This window comes from Vibrio fortis (genome assembly GCF_024347475.1).
Lineage (GTDB): Bacteria > Pseudomonadota > Gammaproteobacteria > Enterobacterales > Vibrionaceae > Vibrio > Vibrio fortis.
Genome location: NZ_AP025488.1, coordinates 557,038 through 577,800, shown reverse-complemented (window position 1 = coordinate 577,800; position 20,763 = coordinate 557,038). Strand labels below are relative to the sequence as shown.

Here is a 20,763-nt window from a genome sequence, read left to right as displayed (position 1 = left end):
TTTTCTACTCGTTTAAGAACAGGATTCGAAGCTCAGGTTCATTGAAACTCAGATTCATGAGTAAGAGTGTTGCTGTAGAATCTCGATAAACGCTTCGATCTTTTTATCTTTCACGCCCTGCTTAGCATACAACCCAACATTACCAAGACGTTCGTTGTTCACCAACAGAGTTTCAACACCCTGCTGTTCCATCCACTGGCACATAGTGTGGCTGTATGGCATAACCGCATCGGTCATTTTCAACAGATCGATACTGGCCGATAGAGAGTCCACATCGTAAATATCTCGCCCCAAATGTTCGCTCTCTTTGGTCATGATTTGAGAATTAATATGATCACTTAACACAGAATTATGCCTTGAATGGTCTGGGGTTACCCTCAAAATAGGGTAGTTTTCAGACTCTTTTTCTAAAGCATCAAAGTTCAACTTCTTGCGCGCCAACAACGGATGACCCGCTCTGACAAACATCGCTTCTTTGTCTCTAAATAGCGGGTAAAAGGTCACCTTGCATCGTTCATGCAAACCATAGATTTCGTGTCCAACAAACAGATCGATATCGCCTTGCACCAAGTGATGCATCAAAGAGAGGTTATTGCCGAACTCAAGATGAAGTGAACCCGATGGCTCTTGCTCTTTGTAGGTTGCCACTGCATCTCGAACAAACTGTTCCCACCAGGCCTCACCTGTTCCCAACTTTAACTTACCGAGTTGGCGCTGCTGCATATCGGTAAAGCGGTGCATTAACGAAAGGTGCTTCTCTTGTTGCTCTTGCGCGTGTTCACGGAAAAGTAACCCGTACTCGGTAAGCTCGACCCCTTTTGACTTTCGAATAAAGATTGGCACACCGATATCATTCTCAAGTTTCTTGATCGCAGCGGTGAGTGACGGTTGACTGATATTAAGCTTTTCCGCAGCGCCTTTAATGCTGCCTGTATGTGCCACCATCAAAAAATATCGGTAGAGTTTGTTCATCGTCTTCTCTTAATTTGCATCGGATCACAAAATGCGAGGTTAGAAATTCAACAGTTTTAATGCCCTAAGACTGGATCACGCCTCAAATGTTAATGATATAGGATTTTTCTATAGAGAGCACTATTCTCACTATTTCCCACAGGCGAGCGAAATCTCTATAGTGGCGAAAGTGAAATGAATAAGTGAGATCGTACAATGGAACAAAAATGGTGGCATGACGCGGTAGTCTACCAAATCTACCCTCGCAGCTTTTTAGACTCGAACAACGACGGTATTGGTGACCTAAACGGCATCATCAGTAAACTGGATTACCTGAAACTACTTGGTATTAATGTCATTTGGTTATCACCAGTTTATCAATCTCCAATGGATGATAACGGTTATGACATTTCAGACTACCAAGCGATCGCTGAAGAGTTCGGTAGCATGGAAGACATGAAGCGTTTGATGGATGAAGCGAAGAAACGTGATATTAAGATTGTCATGGATCTTGTGGTTAACCACACGTCTGATGAACATCGTTGGTTCGAACAGGCTCGCTCTTCAAAAGACAATCCGTACCGTGACTACTACATCTGGCGTGATGCAAAGCCAGACGGTAGTGCACCAGATGACCAACAATCGATTTTTGGAGGCAGCGCATGGCAGTGGGACGAGCAAACGCAGCAGTACTACTTCCATCTATTCTCAAAGCGTCAGCCTGACCTAAACTGGGAGAACCCTAAAGTACAAGAAGAAGTCCACCAGATGATGAACTGGTGGATTGACCTAGGTATTGGGGGCTTCCGTCTTGATGTTATTGATCTGATCGGTAAGGAGATTGATAAAGGCATTACTGGCAACGGTCCGCGTCTTCATTCGCTATTGAAGCAGATGAACCAAGCGACTTTTGGTAATAAAGACCTACTTACCGTTGGTGAAACTTGGGGAGCAACACCTGAAATCGCTAAGCTATACAGCGCACAAGATCGCGACGAGCTTTCAATGGTGTTCCAGTTCGAGCACATCACTCTTACATGGGAAAACGGTGACAAGTGGAACCCAATCCCGCTCGACCTGCGTGAATTCAAGAATGTATTGACCAAATGGCAGGTTGAACTGGCTGATGACGGCTGGAACTCGCTATTTTGGAACAACCACGACTTGCCACGCTTAGTTTCAAAGTATGGCGACGACAAGCAATATCGCGTTGAGTCAGCGAAAATGCTCGCTACATGCCTGCATTTCCTTAAGGGAACACCTTACATCTACCAAGGTGAAGAGATCGGCATGACCAACGTCGCCTTTGATACGCTAGAGCAGTACAAAGACATCGAGACTCACAACTTCTACAAAGTAAAAACAGAAGCGGGTGTAACTCACGAACACATGATGGGCGCGATTCACGAAAACAGCCGTGACAACGCCAGAACGCCGATGCACTGGGACAGCAAACCTAATGGTGGATTTACCGAAGGGACGCCTTGGATCGAACTTAACCCGAATTTCCCAGAAATTAACGTAGAGAGTGCACTAAGCGATCCAAACTCAATCTTCTTCCATTACCAAAAACTGATTAAGCTACGCAAAGCACACCCTGCTATCGTTTATGGTTCATTCACACCGGTATTTGAAGAGCATGACCAAGTCTTTGCTTACGTCAGAGAACTGGATGGCGAAAAGCTGTTTGTGGTTTGTAACTTCTCAAACGACAACCTAACACTGGATATGCCTGAGCAATACCAAACTCAGACACTTGATTGTCTAATCAATAACTATCAATCGGTCACTGAGTTGTCAGCTAAACTTGAACTGGCACCGTATGAATCATTCGCTGTGAAACTGTAACCATGCGTTGACCTCATCACACCAAAGGCAAGGTTCTCCTTGCCTTTTTTATTGCCCTAATTCATCTATCCTACGCAACTTTCCCCATCTCAACCTAAGCAACCTAACGCTTAGCTTTTTAGGGGCCTCATCAGGCCAAAATAGTTTGAGCCCGCCTTCACATTTCTCTATACGCACCACTTCACAAAACCATGGCTGTTCCCTGTAAAACAGCGCCATATCAGTTTTGCTATAGTTTTTTACTATATCAAGCGTGCATTTACCTATTTCTCAAAGGCTAAATTAGTCGATATTATTTTCAGCAGATAATAAGAACTGGTAGAAGCGTTTCCCGTTACGGATAACCTTCTTAATATGGAACAAGACTATGAAACCTCTATTAAAAACACTTTCAATCTGTACTCTTGCTGCTCTATGTAATGCACCTGCTATTGCAATGGAAGAAGGCGAAATCACAATCTGGATCAACGGCGACAAGAGCTACGCTGGCCTTGCTGAAATCGGTAAACAATTTGAAGAAGACACAGGTGTTGCGATTAAAGTTCAATACCCTGATTCTCTAGAAGCGAAATTCCAGCAACACGCTGCAACAGGTGGCGGTCCAGACATCATTTTCTGGGCACACGACCGTTTTGGTGGCTACGCGGAAGCGGGCCTACTTCACGAGCTAAACCCAAGCAAAGAGTTTAAAGATAAGCTTGTAGACTTCAGCTGGGATGCCGTAACAGTAAACGGTAAAGTGGTGGGGTACCCATTAGCTATCGAAGCACCTTCTCTTATTTACAACAAAGACCTACTACCAACGCCGCCAAAAACTTGGGAAGAGCTTGCTAGCATTCAAAAAGAGATGGCGAAGCAGAACAAAAAAGCCATCATGTGGGACGTGAAAAACGCCTACTTCACATGGCCAATGATCTCAGCAGGTGGTGCATTTGCATTTGAGAAAACAGCAACTGGCTACGATGCGAAAAGCACAGGCGTGAACAACGCTGCAGGTGTCCGCGGCCTACAATTCCTAGTGGACATGGTTAACCAAGGCGTTGTTGATCCAAACATGGATTACTCTGTGTCAGAAGCTGAGTTCACTAAAGGTGAAGTCGCGATGACCATCAATGGCCCTTGGTCTTGGGGTAACCTAGACAAACTAGGCGTAAACTACGGCGTTGCTGAACTGCCAACACTGAACGGCGGTAAAGGTAACCCATTCGTAGGTATCCTAAGTGCAGGTATCAACGCTTCGAGCCCGAACACAGACCTAGCGGTTGAGTTCTTAGAAAACTACCTATTCCAAGACGAAGCGCTAAAAATCATGAACGATGACAAGCCTCTTGGTGCGGTAACACTGAAGTCATTCCAAAAAATTCTTGAGAGTGATGAGCGTATCAAGTCGACAATGACTAACGCAGAAAACGGCGAAATCATGCCAAACATCCCACAAATGACCGCTTACTGGTTCGCTGAGGGCGCGGCGATTGATAACGCTATGCAAGGCAAACAAACCGTGCGCGAAGCCCTAGACACAGCAGCAAAACAAATTACTAAGTAAACCATTCCATAATTAATATCCTATGTCCTTTGGCACAGCAGTTTGCTGTGCCTTTTTTTGTTTTGGAACCTTCATTCTATGCAAATCCCAACACTCTACCTAAAAGGTACATTTAATGGCTGGGGACTCGACACCCCACTTTCAGTAATCGACGATCATACGCTTCAAGCCACGTTATGCCTCTCGACAGATCAATACCGCTTCAAAATCTCAGACCTCGATGGCACCAAGCAATGGACACTATCAGGCCACTCAACCAAAGCCACAGAATGTGCCCTAGAAGAAGCGTTATCACTGGTTAACACTCAAGGCATTGGGAACGACCTTCTATTCACGCCACAAGCCGCAGGCCACTATACAGTGACCATTGATTTCACATCCAGCACTCCTGCCATGACCATAGAACAAGGTGAGCAGAAGTCAGAAGCAGAGATACAAAGACCTACTATTGATATTGCATTGAAGGCGGCCGAAGCTCAGCAACAAGAGTGGAAAAAGCCTAGCTTCGCGTTAGAAGCCGATGAACTATTTGCACAACTCGCAATTACCGAGGCAACCCCGTTTACTTTCGTGTTTGGCGACAACGTTGATGGCTACTATCACGGCACCACCCACACTTTTGTAAACAGCGGCAAATATCGCCATCATCAAGGCTGGCTGTTTGGAGGTTTTGCTAGCTTCATCAATCAGGTTATCAATGACAAAACTCAAGCTAAACAAGCGTCTTTGATGCCTTACGGGCTGGAACATCACTACTCATCGAGCCAAGATTGCTTAAGCTTGATGCAACAGAAAAGACAGATCGCCCTTTCCGTAAAAAGCGATACGCAACAGACATTGAGTCTGCTACCTGAGCTCAATATCCCAAGTCACTATGTTCAGGTTCATCAATCCGCCGATCACATTATCCTAGAGTTGGATGACCAAATTTGTCCTGAAGGGTGCCCTAAGTTTGTCTCGCTGATTGCCAATCGCCCAGTACACGTTCAGGAACTTTCAGCACAGCATGCCCGTACCATTGCAGAGCCGATGCATCTCTCTTCAAATAACCTTAACCTGCTGTTCTCAACCCAGGAAGAACAAACAGAGTTAGTGGTGTATTTGAGTTTTGCTCATCAACTTTCCGACGCTCAAAACATGGCTAAGAACGCAGCGGAAAAAAGTGCACTCGTCAGTCATCAACAATCGAACTATCACTTCTTATGTAACAACTACTTGTGGACCAATGATGTTGAATACAACAAAGCGGTGATGTGGGCGCGTTTAGCCAGTCGCACTTTTGTCAGTCACGAATTTGGTACGGGTATTTGGGCTGGTTTACCTTGGTTTAAAGATTGTTGGGGGCGAGATACTTTTATCGCGCTATCTGGTACCAGTCTGGTTAACGGTTTATTCGAAGAAGCGAAAGCCATTATTGAGAACTTTGCCGCAATGCAGATGACCGACGAGTCTTCGGTTAACTTTGGCCGAATTCCAAACCGAGTCACCAGTAAAACCAATATCATCTATAACACCACAGATGGCACGCCGTGGATGATTCGCGAGGCACTGGAGTACATTAACTATTCCGGCGATGAAGCTTTTGCTAAAGCCATCTATCCAGCTTTAAAGCGTTTTATCTCCGGGGTTGAAAAACACTACCTTGCGCAAGATGGACTGATGAGCCACCGCCACCCTGATACCTGGATGGATGCTAAAATCGACGGTGCGATCCCATGGTCACCAAGAGGGCCAAAAGCCAATGATATTCAAGCACTTTGGTTTGAGAGCCTGCATTGTGCGATGGCCTTAGCGGAACTGGTTGGTGATGATGAGAGCAAACAGCACTGGCAAGCGCGAGCAGCCCAAGTCAAACAGAGCTTCATCAATCAATTTTGGAACTCAGAGCAACGTTGTTTAGCGGATCACCTAACCGATGGCGATAAGCCTGACTATAGCGCTAGGCCAAACCAGCTCATGACCATATCAATTCCGCAGCAAGAATCTCTGACTACGCCTGACATTGAGCAACAGATCGTAAAAAATGCAGTCGATAAGTTGCTGTTCCCTTGGGGTATCTGTTCTCTGCAGCAACAACATGTAGACTTCCACCCCTATCATGATAACCAAAGCCAATATCATAAAGATGCGGCCTATCACAATGGAACGATCTGGGGCTGGAATGCCGGCTTTACCGTTACGGCGTTAACTCGATACAAGCAACAAGACTTTAGCTACCAACTGTCTAAGAACCTTGCCAAGCAGATCCTGAATCAAGGCTGCCGTGGCACTATGAGTGAAAACTTAGATGCTTACCAACATGACAATAACAAGTTGGTTGAATCTGGCACCTTTGCACAGGCTTGGTCGGTATCAGAGTACGCGAGAAACGCTCAGCAAGATTACCTAGGCTACCGCCCTCAACTGCTAGATAACCGCATCAATATTGCACCTAAACTGCCTCAGCAGTGGACGCAATTTGATGCATCGCTACCTTACGGGAAAAGTAAACAAGTTGTCCTGAGTTATTCATTAAACGATGAGGTCGCACGTTACATTCTCACATCGAGTGAAGAGTCTGAAGCGATGTCTGATATCGAACTGGTTTTAACCTTAGATATCAATAATGGACAATACGCAGAAATTCGGTCTCCACTTGCGATCGATCTAGAGATCACGATCAACCAAGAGAGTGGCGAAGTCACAGCAAACAACGCTAAGGCGGTGATCACTATTCATAATCAACCAAATTATGAATTATTAGAAGGGCTTGAATTTGCGATGCCAGAGTTTTCCATTGCCCATAATAGTATTCTGAATCAAGATTATTTGCGCAGTAAAAGGGAAAATCAGGAGTTAGCAGTAGCTAAAGATTAATAAGTAATAAAAAAGCCTGAACAAGTGTTTCATAAAACTATATTGTTCAGGCATTTTCTTATTGGTTCACAATAAATCGAATAAAATCGGGAAAGCGTTTCGCCCAAGCGATTTCATTATGTTCATGCCCCTCTGCTTCCATATAAATAAGAGAAACATTGTCTTTATTTAATAAAAGATCATTTATAGAACGAGAGCCATCTAAATACACTTTAGCAAAGTCGACATTCGTATCGTCTCGCTTTTCATTTGCCCCATATCCATATAAATCTTAACGGGAAGTTCAAACTCCAAGCCAGAGGTATAATTAAAATATTCGCCGTGGTTAAACCAAAACGCAGGGGAGAACACGCCAAGCGCGCCAAAAGCATGTTGGTGTTTTCCGCCACCATATAAACTGATCAGCCCTCCCATTGAGCTCCCAGCCAAATACGTCGTGCTACGTTGCGGTTGCGTTCGGTAATTGAGATCAATGTATGGCTTTAATGTATCAACAATAAAGTCGACGTAGTCATCCCCTTCACCACCAAACTCGCAGAATTCATCTGGAATACCAAACTCACTGATCTGTCTCGTGGCTTTCCAAGGGGAATACTCATTGTAACGCCCCATTTTATCGAGCTCGTCACTACTGTCGATGGCCACTAAAATGATGCCATCCGTTTCACCTTGCTGTTGCATTTCATCCAGTGTCGTTTTCGCCTGCCAACACATGCCGTAAGTCGCCGTGATCTCATCAAACACATTTTGACCGTCGTGCATATAGAGCACTGGATAACGTTTATCGGATGTTTTGTAATCGTAAGGGAGATGAATTCGTAAGGTGCGCGTGCGCTTCAACTGAGGCATGGGGAACGCCTCTATTAATAGTAGGTCGTCTTGTTCTATTTGTGTCATACCAAAAACCGTTAACTCTAGACAAAAAAATAGCGCCAGTATTAGGCGCTATCTGTATTTAATTATTTGGCGTTGACTGCTCGTACAAAGGCTTCTTGTGCCCCTTCGACATTCAGTGCTTTTGCCTCATCTAGCAAGCTTAGCGCTTTCGGCACATCGCCCGATTTCACTGCATTTTGAATTGCAGAGATGTAGAAGTCTTGAGTTTCTTGCTGAACTCGGATTTGCGTTGTCGGCTTTTTCGTTTCAGCAACGACTGGCGCGGCAGCTACTGCAGCCGGCGCTACAACAGGTTGAGCGCGGTAAGGGCGAAGCTTAAGCGTCTCTACTTCTAGCTCTAGGCGACCACCAAGTTGATTAGTATAAACCAGATCGGTCACCATCGGCATCACTTCACCAAACTCTTTAGCACGTACCTTGGCAGGATGGTCAACTTTTATCTGCTTTCCGAGTTCATCAGCTGGGGTGTAGATAACCAAAAACGGTGTTTTGCTTGCATCAATATGCAGGCGCTCAATATAGCTTGTACGTGTAAAGGCATCTGATGCACGAACTTTAAAGTCTTCAAACTTCACTGTTTTCACTGGTTGGAAATTTTCATCCAGTAGTATCGCTTCAGGTGCAAATACCGAGTCATCAATCATCAGGCTAGACAGTGTCACTAGCATCTCTGCAGAACGATCGCTGAATCGAAACGCAGCAAAATGGCTGTTGCCTGTTGTAAAGGTACCGACCGGCGAGCCTAAGTCGATATCAAATTTTAAATCTTCATTATCATTAAGTTGGGCGTATGGAAATTGCGAAAAATCGCTGCAGCATACTTCTGCATTAGTTGGGGGCGTTAATTGTGTTTGTACTTGAGCATCTGAAGCACAACCGCTTAGCAAGGCACCTAGTAAAACGGCTAACATGGAGCTTTTATTTGTCATTGTAATCTCTCTCACTATTGGTTGTTAGTAGGGGGAAACGGAAAAAGGCAGCCAACCGGCTGCCCTTTACTATAAATGGTTTAGAACCAGATTTCTGCGTGAACACCCACGACAGTTTCATCTTTCGAACCATCGATACCTTTGTTGCCTACACCGTCTTCTAGAGCCGTCATGTATGCTACATAAGGTTTGATTTGCGGACGACCGAAGTAATCAGCGTTAACTGTAAAGATAGGCGCAGCTTCTACGAAAACCCAAGAACCATCTTCTGCGTGCCATTGCTCAGCTTTCTCGATTGAGTAAGATGCTGTAACTTCGAAACGGAAGTTATCATTGATTTTGTATGAAGGGCGAGCAGCAAACATAGTACGAGAACCGCCGTCATCTAGACCCCATGCGCCGATTTCCATCATTTCCCAATGAGTAAATTCAGTACCTAGTTGTAGATTATCAGAAATATTCAATACACCATAAGATGTGATGAATAGAGACTTATCATCTTCTTTGAAATTCTCATTCCACTCACCGAAGTTAACACCGCGGTTTGTTGCCATACCAGTACCGTATGCGATACCTGTCTGAGCCCAACCATCTAAACCGTAGTAGCTTGAGTTAAGAGTTACAGAAACACCTACACCCGATTCAGCTTCATCTGCAGCACTACCTGTCACTCGGTCTTGCTTCATAAATTTCGCATCAAAATCTAAGCTACCAATACCTGCATCTACACCATAGTAGTACAAGTCAAGTGAAGTACGTGTTTGACGATCTTTGGTAGTGTCGTTAACTGTTGCTTTTGGATCGGCAGATACTGCAGCAACACCAAACTTATGACCCGCTAATTTAGTTTCGAAACCAGCACCAACACCCGAAGATTGCTTCCAGAATTCACCAGATAGAATACCCGCAGAACGGTTTAGGAATCGTTGACCAGCCCAAACAACAGAGTCAGAACCTAAGTAAGGCAGCGCACCAATCTCAACAAACGCCTCTTTGATCTCAAATTGAGAGTCTGTGTTATTCTTTTGGTTACCTGAAGAAGAGTAAGCGTAAGAGTTACCGTTACCATATTCAGCTCTTACATTATAGTTAGACCATACACCATTACCGTATTCAGTATGCTTTTTGATAACAAACTCAACTTGGTTTGTGCTCTCACTAGTCGCAGAAGAACCAGCTACATGGTAATCACCTTTATTAAAGGTCGTTGCATCTGTATTTCCATCAATCAAGCGGTAGTTTGAAGACATATAACCATGAACTTCCCAACCATCAGCTAAAACTTCAGTAGGGTTTTTTACCTCTACTTCCATTGCCGAGTCACCACTTGTTACATCAAGTGCAACTTCACTCTCAGCGTATGCCGCGCCAGCCATTAGTGCTGTAGTCACTGCAGCAGCAATCAAACTTACTTTTTTCATTCTTAACTCCATTAAGGACGATTTATTTTTAGGTTTTATATTTTTGCTCTCTTGCGACAGCCAAAGGCAGTAATGGCGGACGTAAGATAGAGAGGTTTAGGGTTTCCCCTGATTCGTTTCAACGGGGTCAATATTAAGGGGGGCGCACTAGTTTGACTTCCTCCACCCCTAACTAAATTAAGGGGGATGAGAAGGGAGTAGAAATTATACAGAATGGTGTTTAGAAGAGTTAGATCACTTAATATAGGAGGAGTAGACAGCACACAGATCTAATTATTCATATCAAATGAGATCCAGCTCAAATATATTGTTTGAACTTAATCGGTAAATTATTTTTTTAACAATAAATTCTTCTTGAAGTTGCTTGACCTTACAGAGACAAAGCTTTTTACTAATAGTTCACCAAAGCTGTTTAACGAATAAGAAATAAAGCAATGACTAGAACGCTCGGACGCCCATATCCACTCGGTGCAACCCTAGATGACACTGGCTGTAACTTCTCTATTTATTCCCCTGACTGTCCAAATCTCTCTCTCGCGCTCTTTGATGAGAACGATGAATTTGTCACTTATAAATTAGAAAGCGAATACGCCGGTATTAAGTACACGTTTATTGAAGGTGTGTCTGCAGGTCAAAAGTATGGCTTCATTGCTGAAACAGAAGAGGGCTCTCTGCTTCTCTCTGACCCTTATGGCAAGGCATTAAGTGAACCATTGCACTATCAAACACCTTATACGCCGGAAAAGAGTTTCGGTATGGCAAAGTGTGTCGTGACAGACGACAAATTTGATTGGCAAGGTATCGAAGGCCCTAAGATTTGCCGCGAAGAGACCGTCTTATTCGAAACTCACGTAAAAGGCCTCACCAACCTTCATCCAGAAGTAGAAAGCAGCGATAAAGGCCGCTACATGGGCCTGGTTAGCCCAGAGATGCTCGCCTTTTATAAAGAACAGAACATCAACTCTCTGCAACTTTTACCGATAGCTGCCTGCATGCACGAACCGCATCTTCTAGATATGGGTAAAGTGAACTACTGGGGTTACAACCCATACCTGTTTATGGCACCAGACCCTCGTTACGCAGAAAAAGACGCCGTGACAGAGCTTAAAACCGCTATCCGTGAACTTCATCGTAACGGGATTGAAGTGATCCTTGATGTGGTCTACAACCACACAGCGGAGGGAGGTGAAGGTAGCTGCACCTTTAACCTAAAAGCGCTCGATCACCGTCATTACATCAAGCACGGCTGTCACTACGCAAACTTTACTGGCTGTGGTAATACCGTTGACCTGACTTATCAAGCATCACTCAACTTAGTGATGGATACGCTACGCTACTGGGTAACGGAATTTAAGGTGGATGGTTTCCGCTTTGACCTAGCCGCAACCTTAGGCCGCCAAGGCGATCAATACAGCCCTGATGCCGCCTTCTTCAAAGCCGTAGCTCAAGACCCAGTATTAAAAGAAACCAAACTGATTGCTGAACCATGGGACATTGGGCCGAACGGTTATCAAGTTGGTAATTTCCCACTTGGTTGGAATGAATGTAACGACAAACTACGCGATATCACTCGCAGCTTCTGGCGCGGTGATCAAGGCTACTTAAAAGAGTTTGCAACGCGCCTTATGGGGTCTCGTGACATCTACAGTGCTGCTCATTGGCCATACAAGCTCACAGTGAATTACATCACTTATCATGATGGCTTCACCATGCAAGATCTTGTTTCATACAAGCATAAGCACAATGAAGAGAATGGAGAAAACAACCGTGATGGCCACGGTGACAACCGTTCTGAAAACTACGGTGTTGAAGGTGAGACTGAAAACCCTTTGGTCATCGATACTCGTGAAAAGCAGAAACGCAACTTCATGTCGAGCTTGCTGTTCGCGTTTGGTATTCCGCATGTATTAACGGCCGATGTGCTCTCTCATACCCAAAAGGGCAACAACAACGCATATTGCCAAGACAGTGAGACAAGCTGGTTAAACTGGGAGCCTAGTGAGCGAAAATCCGACTTCAAGCAGTGGCTGTCTGATATGGTCGCAGCTCGCCAAGAGTATATGGTGCCGTTCATAAAAGCTTTTAGCGGAGAACAGCGCAACTCTAACCGAATCTTTTGGAGTCGTGTTGATGGCACGCTAATGGAACATGATGACTGGAACCGCTTGAGTTCGGTGGCTCTCCACCTGGGTATCGGTGACGAAGGTGATGAGATGATCTACCTGATCAACCAAACCAATGCCCCAGCCCGCTTCAAATTGCCATCCGACAGAGAACAGAACTGGGTAACGATTTGTGATACCAACTCTCACAATGTGAAACCGGGCTCTGCTGAAGGTGAAATGCTGCTCTCACCCACTTCAATGGCTATTTTGCATTTTACTGCGCCTGACAAAGAGAATTGCGATTAACCCTAGTCTTTCGCTCAATATAAGACCGGTTTATATAAAAACCAGCTATGTTTATAGCTGGTTTTTTTATTCGGTGAATATCACAAATTCGTTTTATTTATATGGAATCATTTGCATTGATGTGATTAAGAAAACTGTTTAGTATGCTGCCACTATAAAAATGAATCTATAACGTCTTTGGATATCATGGCTTTACCTAAAACACTAATTCGTCTTTTCAAACCTTATATCATCATACTAACAGGGGGAATGATCTATTTAGCGGCTGCACAACTCGAGCGGATGGAGGAGTCTGCAAGAGAGCAATCCGCATCGAATATCCGGATTGGTAACTCTATCATCCGTTCCAATATCGAAGCGACTTTTGGCAAACTTTACCTTCTCGAAACCAGCTTAAAACAGGGACACGCCGCCTCAAAGAGCGCTTTCATCAATTTGAGCGAGAACATCCTCAAACGCACCCCGAACTTCTCCGATATCGTTTTATACCATTTAGACACGCATCAGTACTTTTCGAGTCGTGGTTTATCGCTGCCTTCATCTACACTCAATCAACTCAAATGGAGTAAGATTGATAGCATAACGGACGATTTTTATATCTCGTCGGTATACCAGAAAACCGATGGTCGCTGGGTATTTGCTGTCAAACACACCATTTCAGATCGTCCCCAAGAGATATGGATTGAATTCGACCTATTACACACCACTCAAGGCTTACGTGACTTAAAAACATTGAGCAATGGGTATCTGTTTGTCATCGACCGTGCAACGGAAAGGCTGATATTCCACCCTGATCCAACGCGCATTGGGACTAAATCCGTCAGTTACCATGCAGGGATCAGTCATCAGCTCTCGCAAGGCGAGACATCTGGTCAACATGAGTACTACTATCAAGACCACTTTAAAGTCTCAGTTTATGACGCGAACAACAGCTTCAACTGGGTGTTTATTGCTGGTACCGATCGTCAAGATATACTCACAAACTCCCATCAGTTTACCTTAACCGCGATCATTCTTGGGTCGTTGCTACTGCTTTGGGTCGTCGCTAACTATCTGATTCATCGACTTAACCACGCACTTTCATTGCTTAATCAGGTGGACGATATTGCCAGTTTCAAACGCCAACTCAAATCTGTCATTGGCAGTTTCAGCTACAACAGCGGCATTCAGTTTTGTCTTTACGACTCCAACAACCATACCTTTAGCACACTTGATTACCATGGAAACAAGAGCGTAGTTCACACCAACCAAACACTGGCACAGAACTTTCAACCTAGCAGTTTGATCTATCGAAATGGCCAATATGCTGACTCACTCGCTCGTAGCCTTAAAATCACTCAGCGCCACTACTGTATCCCACTGCATTCACGCAATCAGCTGTTAGCCGTACTCTACATTAATAGTGCGCTACCAATTAATCGTTCTATTCTGCGAATGATTAGACGAGCAGCCGAAACCTCTTTAGCGAACCTGTTGCTGCATCATCAACTCAGTTGCAAAGACCTCATGACCCAACTCGACAACAAGAACAACTTCAATACCGCCTTGTCGTCTCATCTCAATGAGCCGGATACGTTTGTTGCTCTTTTGGACATTGATCATTTCGAGCATCTTAACAACGCGTATGGCGACGCTGTTGGGGATCGTTTAATCAAACACACGGCAGAAGCGATTCGCTCCCATTTTCCAAAACCCAAGAGTTTGAGCTTAGCGCGTATCGGTGGAAAGGAGTTTGCGATTCTGTTTAAGGCCAACGATGAAAACGACGCAAAGCTCCAACTAGACCAGTGTAGGGCAAGCATTGCTTCGGATCCCCTAAGAACACCAGATATTGATCTTTCAACCAGTGTCAGTATTGGATTTTCTTCACTAGAGGGGGAATCGGAATCTGCATTAGCGCTCGCCGAACAAGCCAAAGTGATTGCTCAACAACTCGGTAGAAACCGCGTTGAGGGCTATTTCAAAACTCAATCGGTCGCTGATCCTGTCTCTATTGCCGCCGCATAGATTGGTAAAACAAGCAAACACAAAAGCACCTCGTTCGGTGCTTTTGTTTTTTCTAAAACCGACTACAATGCCCTTCCAGTTAGTTCTTTCACTTCTAAGAAAACAGTTCGCTCAATAAACAGATACCATTCATGATAAAGCTTAGTCATCGACTTCAATCCATCAGTGATCTAATCACCAAACCCTATGACCACATATGGGATTGCTGCTGCGACCACGGTCATCTCGGTATACACCTGTTGATGGCGCAAAAAGCGGAACACATCCATTTTGTCGATATTGTTCCTGATCTAATGGCGGAGCTCGAAGCAACCCTTACTCAACATTTTTCTCCTGATCAGTTGGCAAACCGAGATAATCACATCTCACAGCACTGGCATGTGCACTGCATGGATGTCGGTCAGTTGCCGCTTAATCAGTACAGCGATCGCCACTTGGTTGTGATTGCAGGTGTTGGGGGAGAACTAACCCAAACGTTAATCGAGGCGGTCATTTCAAATAACCCGAATATGTCCTTTGATTTTCTGTTGTGTCCGGTACATCAACTGTTTGAGTTGCGTGAATATCTCGGGAAAGGTGATTTCGCGATGATCGATGAAAAGCTCGTAGAAGAGAACCGACGCTTTTACGAAATATTGCATGTTTCTTATCAACCAGATTGTAGTGAGTTAGCACATACTTACTCGCCAACCGATAAGGTATCAGCAGTCGGCAACAAGATTTGGCTAGCGAACAGCGAACAAGATAAGCGTGTTATCGAACAATATAAACAACGTACGCTGGCACACTATCAACGCATTTCTTATGGGTTAGAGAAACAAGGTAAACCTAACTCCGTCGCCCATATCATAGAGCACTACCAAGCCGTTTAAGTCGCTAGAGCCAGATACCAAAAACAAAGAAAAAGCCGATTGGAATCAATCGGCTTTCTCGTATCTGGTTATCAATGATAATGGCTATTGCTTACTGGTATACACGCCATCAAGGTACTGGTCTTTCTCTTCCCAGGTACCATTGAGCCAACCGTGGAAACGGCGCTTGAAGGCTTTATCTTCGAAGTAGTTACCATCTAGGTTTTCATCCATCGGGTGCACTTTGATTCGCACAACAATCTTAGTCATCTTGCCTTTAAGCATATCTTCAAATGGTGATTCTTGATTCTCTGGATAAGCCAGTGTTACATCAACGACCCCATTGAGCATGTGGCCCATATTAGAAAGAGCAAATGCCACGCCACCCGTTTTGGGCTTCAGTAGATGTTGGTAAGGTGTTTTCACTGTCGCCAATTTGCCCGCATTTACTCGCGTGCCTTCTACGAAGTTCACCACCGTCGTCGGGTTATTTTGAAACTTCTGACAAGACTTCTGAATCGCATTGAAGTCGTCATTACGACGCTCTGGATGTTTCAGCAAAAACTCGCGCGAGTGTCTTCTCATAAATGGCATATCTAACCCCCAACACGCCAAACCAACAAAGGGGACGTAGAGAAGATCATGCTTTAGAAAGAACTTCGGCATTGGCATTCTGTCTTTCATAACAGAGGCCAAAACCACGATGTCTGCCCAACTGCGATGATTCGACATCATCAAATACCACTGCTCTTTTGACAGTTCCTCACCTCCCTCAATTTGCCAGTCTATACGATTCATTGAAGACAGGATGCCGAGATTCACCGTAGCCCATAGCCAAAATACTGCATCAGAACAGCGGTTTGAAAACGTGGTCACTTGGGGTACTGGAATGGGCAGTTTGATCAGGGCGAACAATGAGATCAGCACCGTTATGACGGCAGTGTTGATAGTCACCAAGGTAACACTGATGACTAAACGGAAGATATCTAACATATTGATAAACAGTAACTTAACAAGATTCGGTATAAAACAGGAGCGGATATTATACCTTTTTCATTGCACCTCTATCTACCGATTGAAATATTTATGACACATTTGAACAGGTGGTCATAGGAGTTAAGTTTAAATGATTTGACCGCACCGTCGGCAAAATAATGAACTCAAAAAAACAAACCCCGCGTAATGCGAGGTTTGTTCTAGGCAGTTTCTGTTTTTTTAGAAGCTGTAAGCAACAGACGCTTTGAAGTTACGACCGGCTTCGTAGCTGGTGTACTTCTCAGAACCCCAAGAGATACCAAAGCCTGTGTGTTCTGCGTACTTCTTATCGAATAGGTTATCGACAGCAAGGTTAACCGATAGATCTTTCGCAAAATCTGGCACGTAAGCCGCCCAAATATTGTGAGTACCGAAGCCAGCACGCTCAATCTTCACACCTTTTGCGTCCGTATATTCATTACCCGGCACGAAACGCGCATCCCAACCAAACACTAGCTCATTAGACAGGCTGTAATTAAAGCCCGTTTTAATGTTGTGGATGCCGGTTTTGTTCATGTGGCTTGTAGTGCCATCTTTCAAGCTGGTTTGGTCACCGTCAGAGAATGAGTGGTTCGCATACAGAGCGAAGTCATCGATGCTGTACGTAAACACGGTTTCGACACCCCATACCTCAACATCGTACTGGTTTATCAACGTTGTGTTGTTTTTGGTTGGGTGCATCTGGTTATCAAGATCGTACTGGTACGCTGTGAAACCTAGAATTGCATGATCCGCTGCCAACAAATCAGACAGGTCGTAGTCGAAGCCCGCTTCGTAGTTGTTACCTGTCATTGCTTTGGTATCGGCTTGCTTTACATCACTCGCAGCTTTCATGGTTAGCGTTTCAGGAAGAGCGGCACCTTTGAATAGACGGCCGTAACCCACACGCAGTCTTAGGTTATCTGTTGTTTGATGCTCACCTTGGAACTTAGGTGATAGCTGATCATACTTACCAGAGAACACACCACCTAGCTTATGAATGTCATAGCGAAGACCGGTAACAAAGCGGAAGTCACTGATTTCAAAAGCGTCTTGAGCATAGATACCATAAGCGGTAACTGTGCCACCATCCATGTCGTAGTTTTTAGTTTCACCCGCTTTTGAGCCAGATGTGTAAGTACCGAGACCAGAATCAATCCACTGTTTCGCTTTATAGCCTTCAACACCATAAGTCAGCTCGTGCTCACCTACCCATGAGATGTTGCGGATATCACCACCAATGGTCGTCACATTGTATTCACGATCTGGAATGGACAGTTCGCCGTCTTTAGTAAACACCCAACTGCCTGATGAATTGTCCCAATTACCATAATCTTCAGTTAGAGCGTCACGGTCCATGTACTGGCGATTGTAGTATAGGTCTGTCTTAAGGTTTATAAGATCACTGCCGTTGTCATAGTGGTGGTTCAATGTCACTGTGTCACGGCTGATTGCATGATAGTTGTGCTCATTATCTGCATATAGCGCGCCTGCTTTTTCGCCTGATAACTGACGCTTACCACCATCTTCGTATTTATTGAACGTCAGCTTAAATTCGTTCGCGTCATTTGGAATAAATACCACTTTCGCCAAACCAGACTTTAGTTCACCTTGCTTAGATGTAACATCGTCCTCACCTGGGATATGTAAGTCACCGTCTTCAGAGTAGTTAGCGATACCCATGAACTGAAGCTTGTCGTTCAGTTTCGCGTAAACCGCCACGTTAGTTGTGAAACGCTCGTAAGCCGTTTGATAGCCCGTCTTAACGCGTGCGCCAATCGTTTCGTCACCACGTAGTAAATCACTCGGATCTTTTGTTTCGTAGCTGAATGAGCCGTTAATCGCACCAGCACCAGAAAGTACAGAGTTGCCGCCTAGAGTAATTTCCGCTGATTTTAGCATTGCAGGGTCAAAGGTTTGATCGCCCGAGTGGTGGAAAAGCTGACCTTCTTGACGTGCACCATCAATGGTTACGACCGAGAATTTATCTTCCATACCACGGATGAAGACTTTACGAGAGTAACGCGCGTTGCCATCAGCCGTTACGCTCGGCATGGTATTTAGAACATCTTTGATATCTGACGCTTGTTTCTGTTCTAGAGTCTCTGAGTTGATCTCAGTCTGAACGTGTTGATCTAGGGCTGAACCGACAACAACAATGGTTTCATCTGCTGATTGGGCAGAAAAAGAGGCGAGTGCAACAATAACCGCTGCAGAAAGTGACTTCAGTTTCATAATGGTACTTATATTTTATAAACAACAACAAGAGCGGTGCATAATACACGATGCGAATGATAATTCATCTCATTTACATTCTTTACTTTTCTATTCTTTATTTTTATGAGTGTGGAATATAGTATTCATCAAAGTTCACTGAACTCTTGTTTATTGAACTGAATATTTCGAAAAACCCTAGAAATAGGTAGCCACCAGCATAAAACTGGTGGCTTTTTGCATAGATACTGAAAACTAAGTGAATACAGAACCATTATCTCATTCAAATCAGTCATGCCTTTTCTATGTGAATTATTTTGCCAAAACTCTATGGCTTAACTTCCCTTACCTCGCTTACACGCCATTACGCCAGACAACAAACCCTCTTGTTATGATACTCAACGTCCTAATTCAAACACCGTTACCGCTATCGAAACACGCTCATGAAAACTCTATACCAGCTCTCTGATTCTGACTTTGAACAATACTTACTTTCGATCAAACCCGTTATTAGAAGAAGCGCCAAATCTCAGCGTGAAATCGAACAAGTGGCTATAGAGTTTGGCTATCAATTTACCGACAGCTACCACTACCAAAATCAAACCACTAAGATTTCATTGCTTTGCCCTAGCTGCAATCACATTGTCTTTAAGCAACCTAGATCGATACTCACTAACCCTGCTTGCCCCAGCTGTAAAATCGCAACCAAAACCAAACCCTTCAATTCTAAAACGCCAAACAAAACGATCCGCCTTGATGACCTAATTTGCACTCAAGGTTCGAAGAAGTTAGCTAAAGCGATCAGAGATTCAAAAACCTAAGAGTCATATAGACACAAGCGACCCGTAAAGACTCAATCATGAATGAGTCATATATACTCATTTTTCCAACCAACTTATCTCCCCAATCCCATATGATAACAATTCTCATTATTGGCATGTAACCTGCTAATATTAAGTCAGACTCTTTGATTATGCTTATTAGAGCCTTGGTATAGAGGCACTCAATAGGAGAACAAGACTATGACAGAACTTCCGCATGGCTTAGTTTCAGGAACCGTTATCGCGAGAACAGATTGGAACCACCAACTTTTCTCACTTGAAGTAAAAGCACCCGTTTCACATTACATCGCAGGGCAATTTACCAAGTTGGGGCTTGTGACTGAACAAGAGGAGTTGGTTCGACGTGCTTACTCGATGGTAAACGCTCCGTCACACCAAAATGGCTACCAACATTTGGAGTTTTTAATCGTTAAAGACTCAGATGGTCAGCTTTCACCCAAGCTCCACCAACTGCAGCAAGGCGATGAAGTATATGTTGGACGAGATCCAAGTGGGTTTATGACACTCGAAGAGATTCCAGCGACTGCCAAAGACCTATGGATGCTTTCGACAGGCACAGCAATCGGTCCCTTTCTCTCACTTCTACAACAACTGCAATTACAGAAGTCCGCTCTGCCATTTGAACACCTTGTCCTAGTGCACGCGGTGAGAACTCAGGCTGATCTGACTTATCAAGAGCGCATCCAAACATTCATCCAACACTTTCAAGGAGCACTCCATTATGTGCCAATTATTTCAAGAGAATCCGTTACCGGAGCTTTGCGCGGACGAATCCCAAGTTTGTTACTTGGAGGCGACCTTGAGCAAGCCACGTCTGTCACTGTCAATAAAGAGCGTAGTTTCTTCTATCTTTGCGGCAATCCAGAAATGGTTCGTGACACCAGTGCAGCCTTAAATCAACTTGGATTAGAAAAACACCTACGTCGTAAGCCCGGACAGTTCAGCAGCGAAAACTACTGGTAGGTTGAAATAACCA

14 protein-coding genes are annotated in these 20,763 nt (G+C 44.4%); 8 read left to right on the top strand and 6 right to left on the bottom strand.

The window, feature by feature from the left end; all coding sequences use genetic code 11:
• Positions 1-54: 54 nt before the first annotated feature.
• Entirely contained in the window at positions 55-972 is a 918-nt protein-coding gene (locus tag OCV50_RS17190) for a LysR family transcriptional regulator (protein ID WP_261905054.1), read from the bottom strand.
• A gap of 195 nt (positions 973-1,167) precedes the next feature.
• On the opposite strand from OCV50_RS17190, the gene OCV50_RS17185 reads away from it, so the two are divergent.
• The 3 genes from OCV50_RS17185 to OCV50_RS17175 all read left to right on the top strand — a co-directional run bounded on the left by OCV50_RS17185 (position 1,168) and on the right by OCV50_RS17175 (position 7,201).
• On the top strand, positions 1,168-2,799 hold the full coding sequence (locus tag OCV50_RS17185; protein WP_261905053.1) for a glycoside hydrolase family 13 protein: 1,632 nt from the start codon (positions 1,168-1,170) through the stop codon (positions 2,797-2,799).
• A 367-nt stretch (positions 2,800-3,166) separates the two neighbouring features.
• The gene (gene malE / locus OCV50_RS17180) at positions 3,167-4,345 is read left to right on the top strand and encodes a maltose/maltodextrin ABC transporter substrate-binding protein MalE (RefSeq protein WP_239839572.1); all 1,179 of its coding nucleotides are present in this window, start codon (positions 3,167-3,169) and stop codon (positions 4,343-4,345) included.
• Positions 4,346-4,423: 78 nt separating this feature from the next.
• Positions 4,424-7,201, top strand: a complete 2,778-nt coding sequence (locus tag OCV50_RS17175) for an amylo-alpha-1,6-glucosidase (protein ID WP_261905052.1) — start codon at positions 4,424-4,426, stop codon at positions 7,199-7,201.
• A gap of 201 nt (positions 7,202-7,402) precedes the next feature.
• Here OCV50_RS17175 and OCV50_RS17170 read toward each other — a convergent pair whose 3' ends face one another.
• The 3 genes from OCV50_RS17170 to OCV50_RS17160 form a co-directional block, all read right to left on the bottom strand.
• Positions 7,403-8,098, bottom strand: a complete 696-nt coding sequence (locus OCV50_RS17170) for an alpha/beta hydrolase (protein WP_261905051.1) — start codon at positions 8,096-8,098, stop codon at positions 7,403-7,405.
• 62 nt (positions 8,099-8,160) lie between these two features.
• A complete protein-coding gene (locus OCV50_RS17165; RefSeq protein ID WP_261905050.1) occupies positions 8,161-9,027 on the bottom strand; it encodes a MalM family protein in 867 nt (288 codons plus the stop codon).
• Positions 9,028-9,107: 80 nt separating this feature from the next.
• A complete protein-coding gene (locus tag OCV50_RS17160; protein ID WP_261905049.1) occupies positions 9,108-10,448 on the bottom strand; it encodes a carbohydrate porin in 1,341 nt (446 codons plus the stop codon).
• A gap of 434 nt (positions 10,449-10,882) precedes the next feature.
• Between OCV50_RS17160 and glgX the strand changes: the two genes are divergently transcribed.
• The 3 genes from glgX (at position 10,883) to OCV50_RS17145 (ending at position 15,738) form a co-directional block, all read left to right on the top strand.
• Entirely contained in the window at positions 10,883-12,859 is a 1,977-nt protein-coding gene (glgX, locus tag OCV50_RS17155) for a glycogen debranching protein GlgX (RefSeq protein ID WP_261905048.1), read from the top strand.
• Positions 12,860-13,108: 249 nt separating this feature from the next.
• The gene (locus tag OCV50_RS17150) at positions 13,109-14,866 is read left to right on the top strand and encodes a sensor domain-containing diguanylate cyclase (protein ID WP_261905222.1); all 1,758 of its coding nucleotides are present in this window, start codon (positions 13,109-13,111) and stop codon (positions 14,864-14,866) included.
• A 134-nt stretch (positions 14,867-15,000) separates the two neighbouring features.
• On the top strand, positions 15,001-15,738 hold the full coding sequence (locus OCV50_RS17145) for a tRNA (adenine(22)-N(1))-methyltransferase (RefSeq protein ID WP_261905221.1): 738 nt from the start codon (positions 15,001-15,003) through the stop codon (positions 15,736-15,738).
• Between the two features lie 84 nt (positions 15,739-15,822).
• Here OCV50_RS17145 and OCV50_RS17140 read toward each other — a convergent pair whose 3' ends face one another.
• Positions 15,823-16,710, bottom strand: a complete 888-nt coding sequence (locus OCV50_RS17140; RefSeq protein WP_261905047.1) for an acyltransferase — start codon at positions 16,708-16,710, stop codon at positions 15,823-15,825.
• A gap of 222 nt (positions 16,711-16,932) precedes the next feature.
• Positions 16,933-18,966, bottom strand: coding sequence for a TonB-dependent receptor domain-containing protein (locus OCV50_RS17135; protein WP_261905046.1), 2,034 nt, complete (start codon positions 18,964-18,966; stop codon positions 16,933-16,935).
• Between the two features lie 422 nt (positions 18,967-19,388).
• Between OCV50_RS17135 and OCV50_RS17130 the strand changes: the two genes are divergently transcribed.
• Positions 19,389-19,766, top strand: a complete 378-nt coding sequence (locus OCV50_RS17130) for a hypothetical protein (protein WP_261905045.1) — start codon at positions 19,389-19,391, stop codon at positions 19,764-19,766.
• Positions 19,767-19,967: 201 nt separating this feature from the next.
• Positions 19,968-20,750 (top strand): ferredoxin--NADP reductase, encoded by a 783-nt coding sequence (locus OCV50_RS17125; RefSeq protein ID WP_261905044.1) that lies wholly within the window; start codon positions 19,968-19,970, stop codon positions 20,748-20,750.
• Positions 20,751-20,763: the final 13 nt, after the last annotated feature.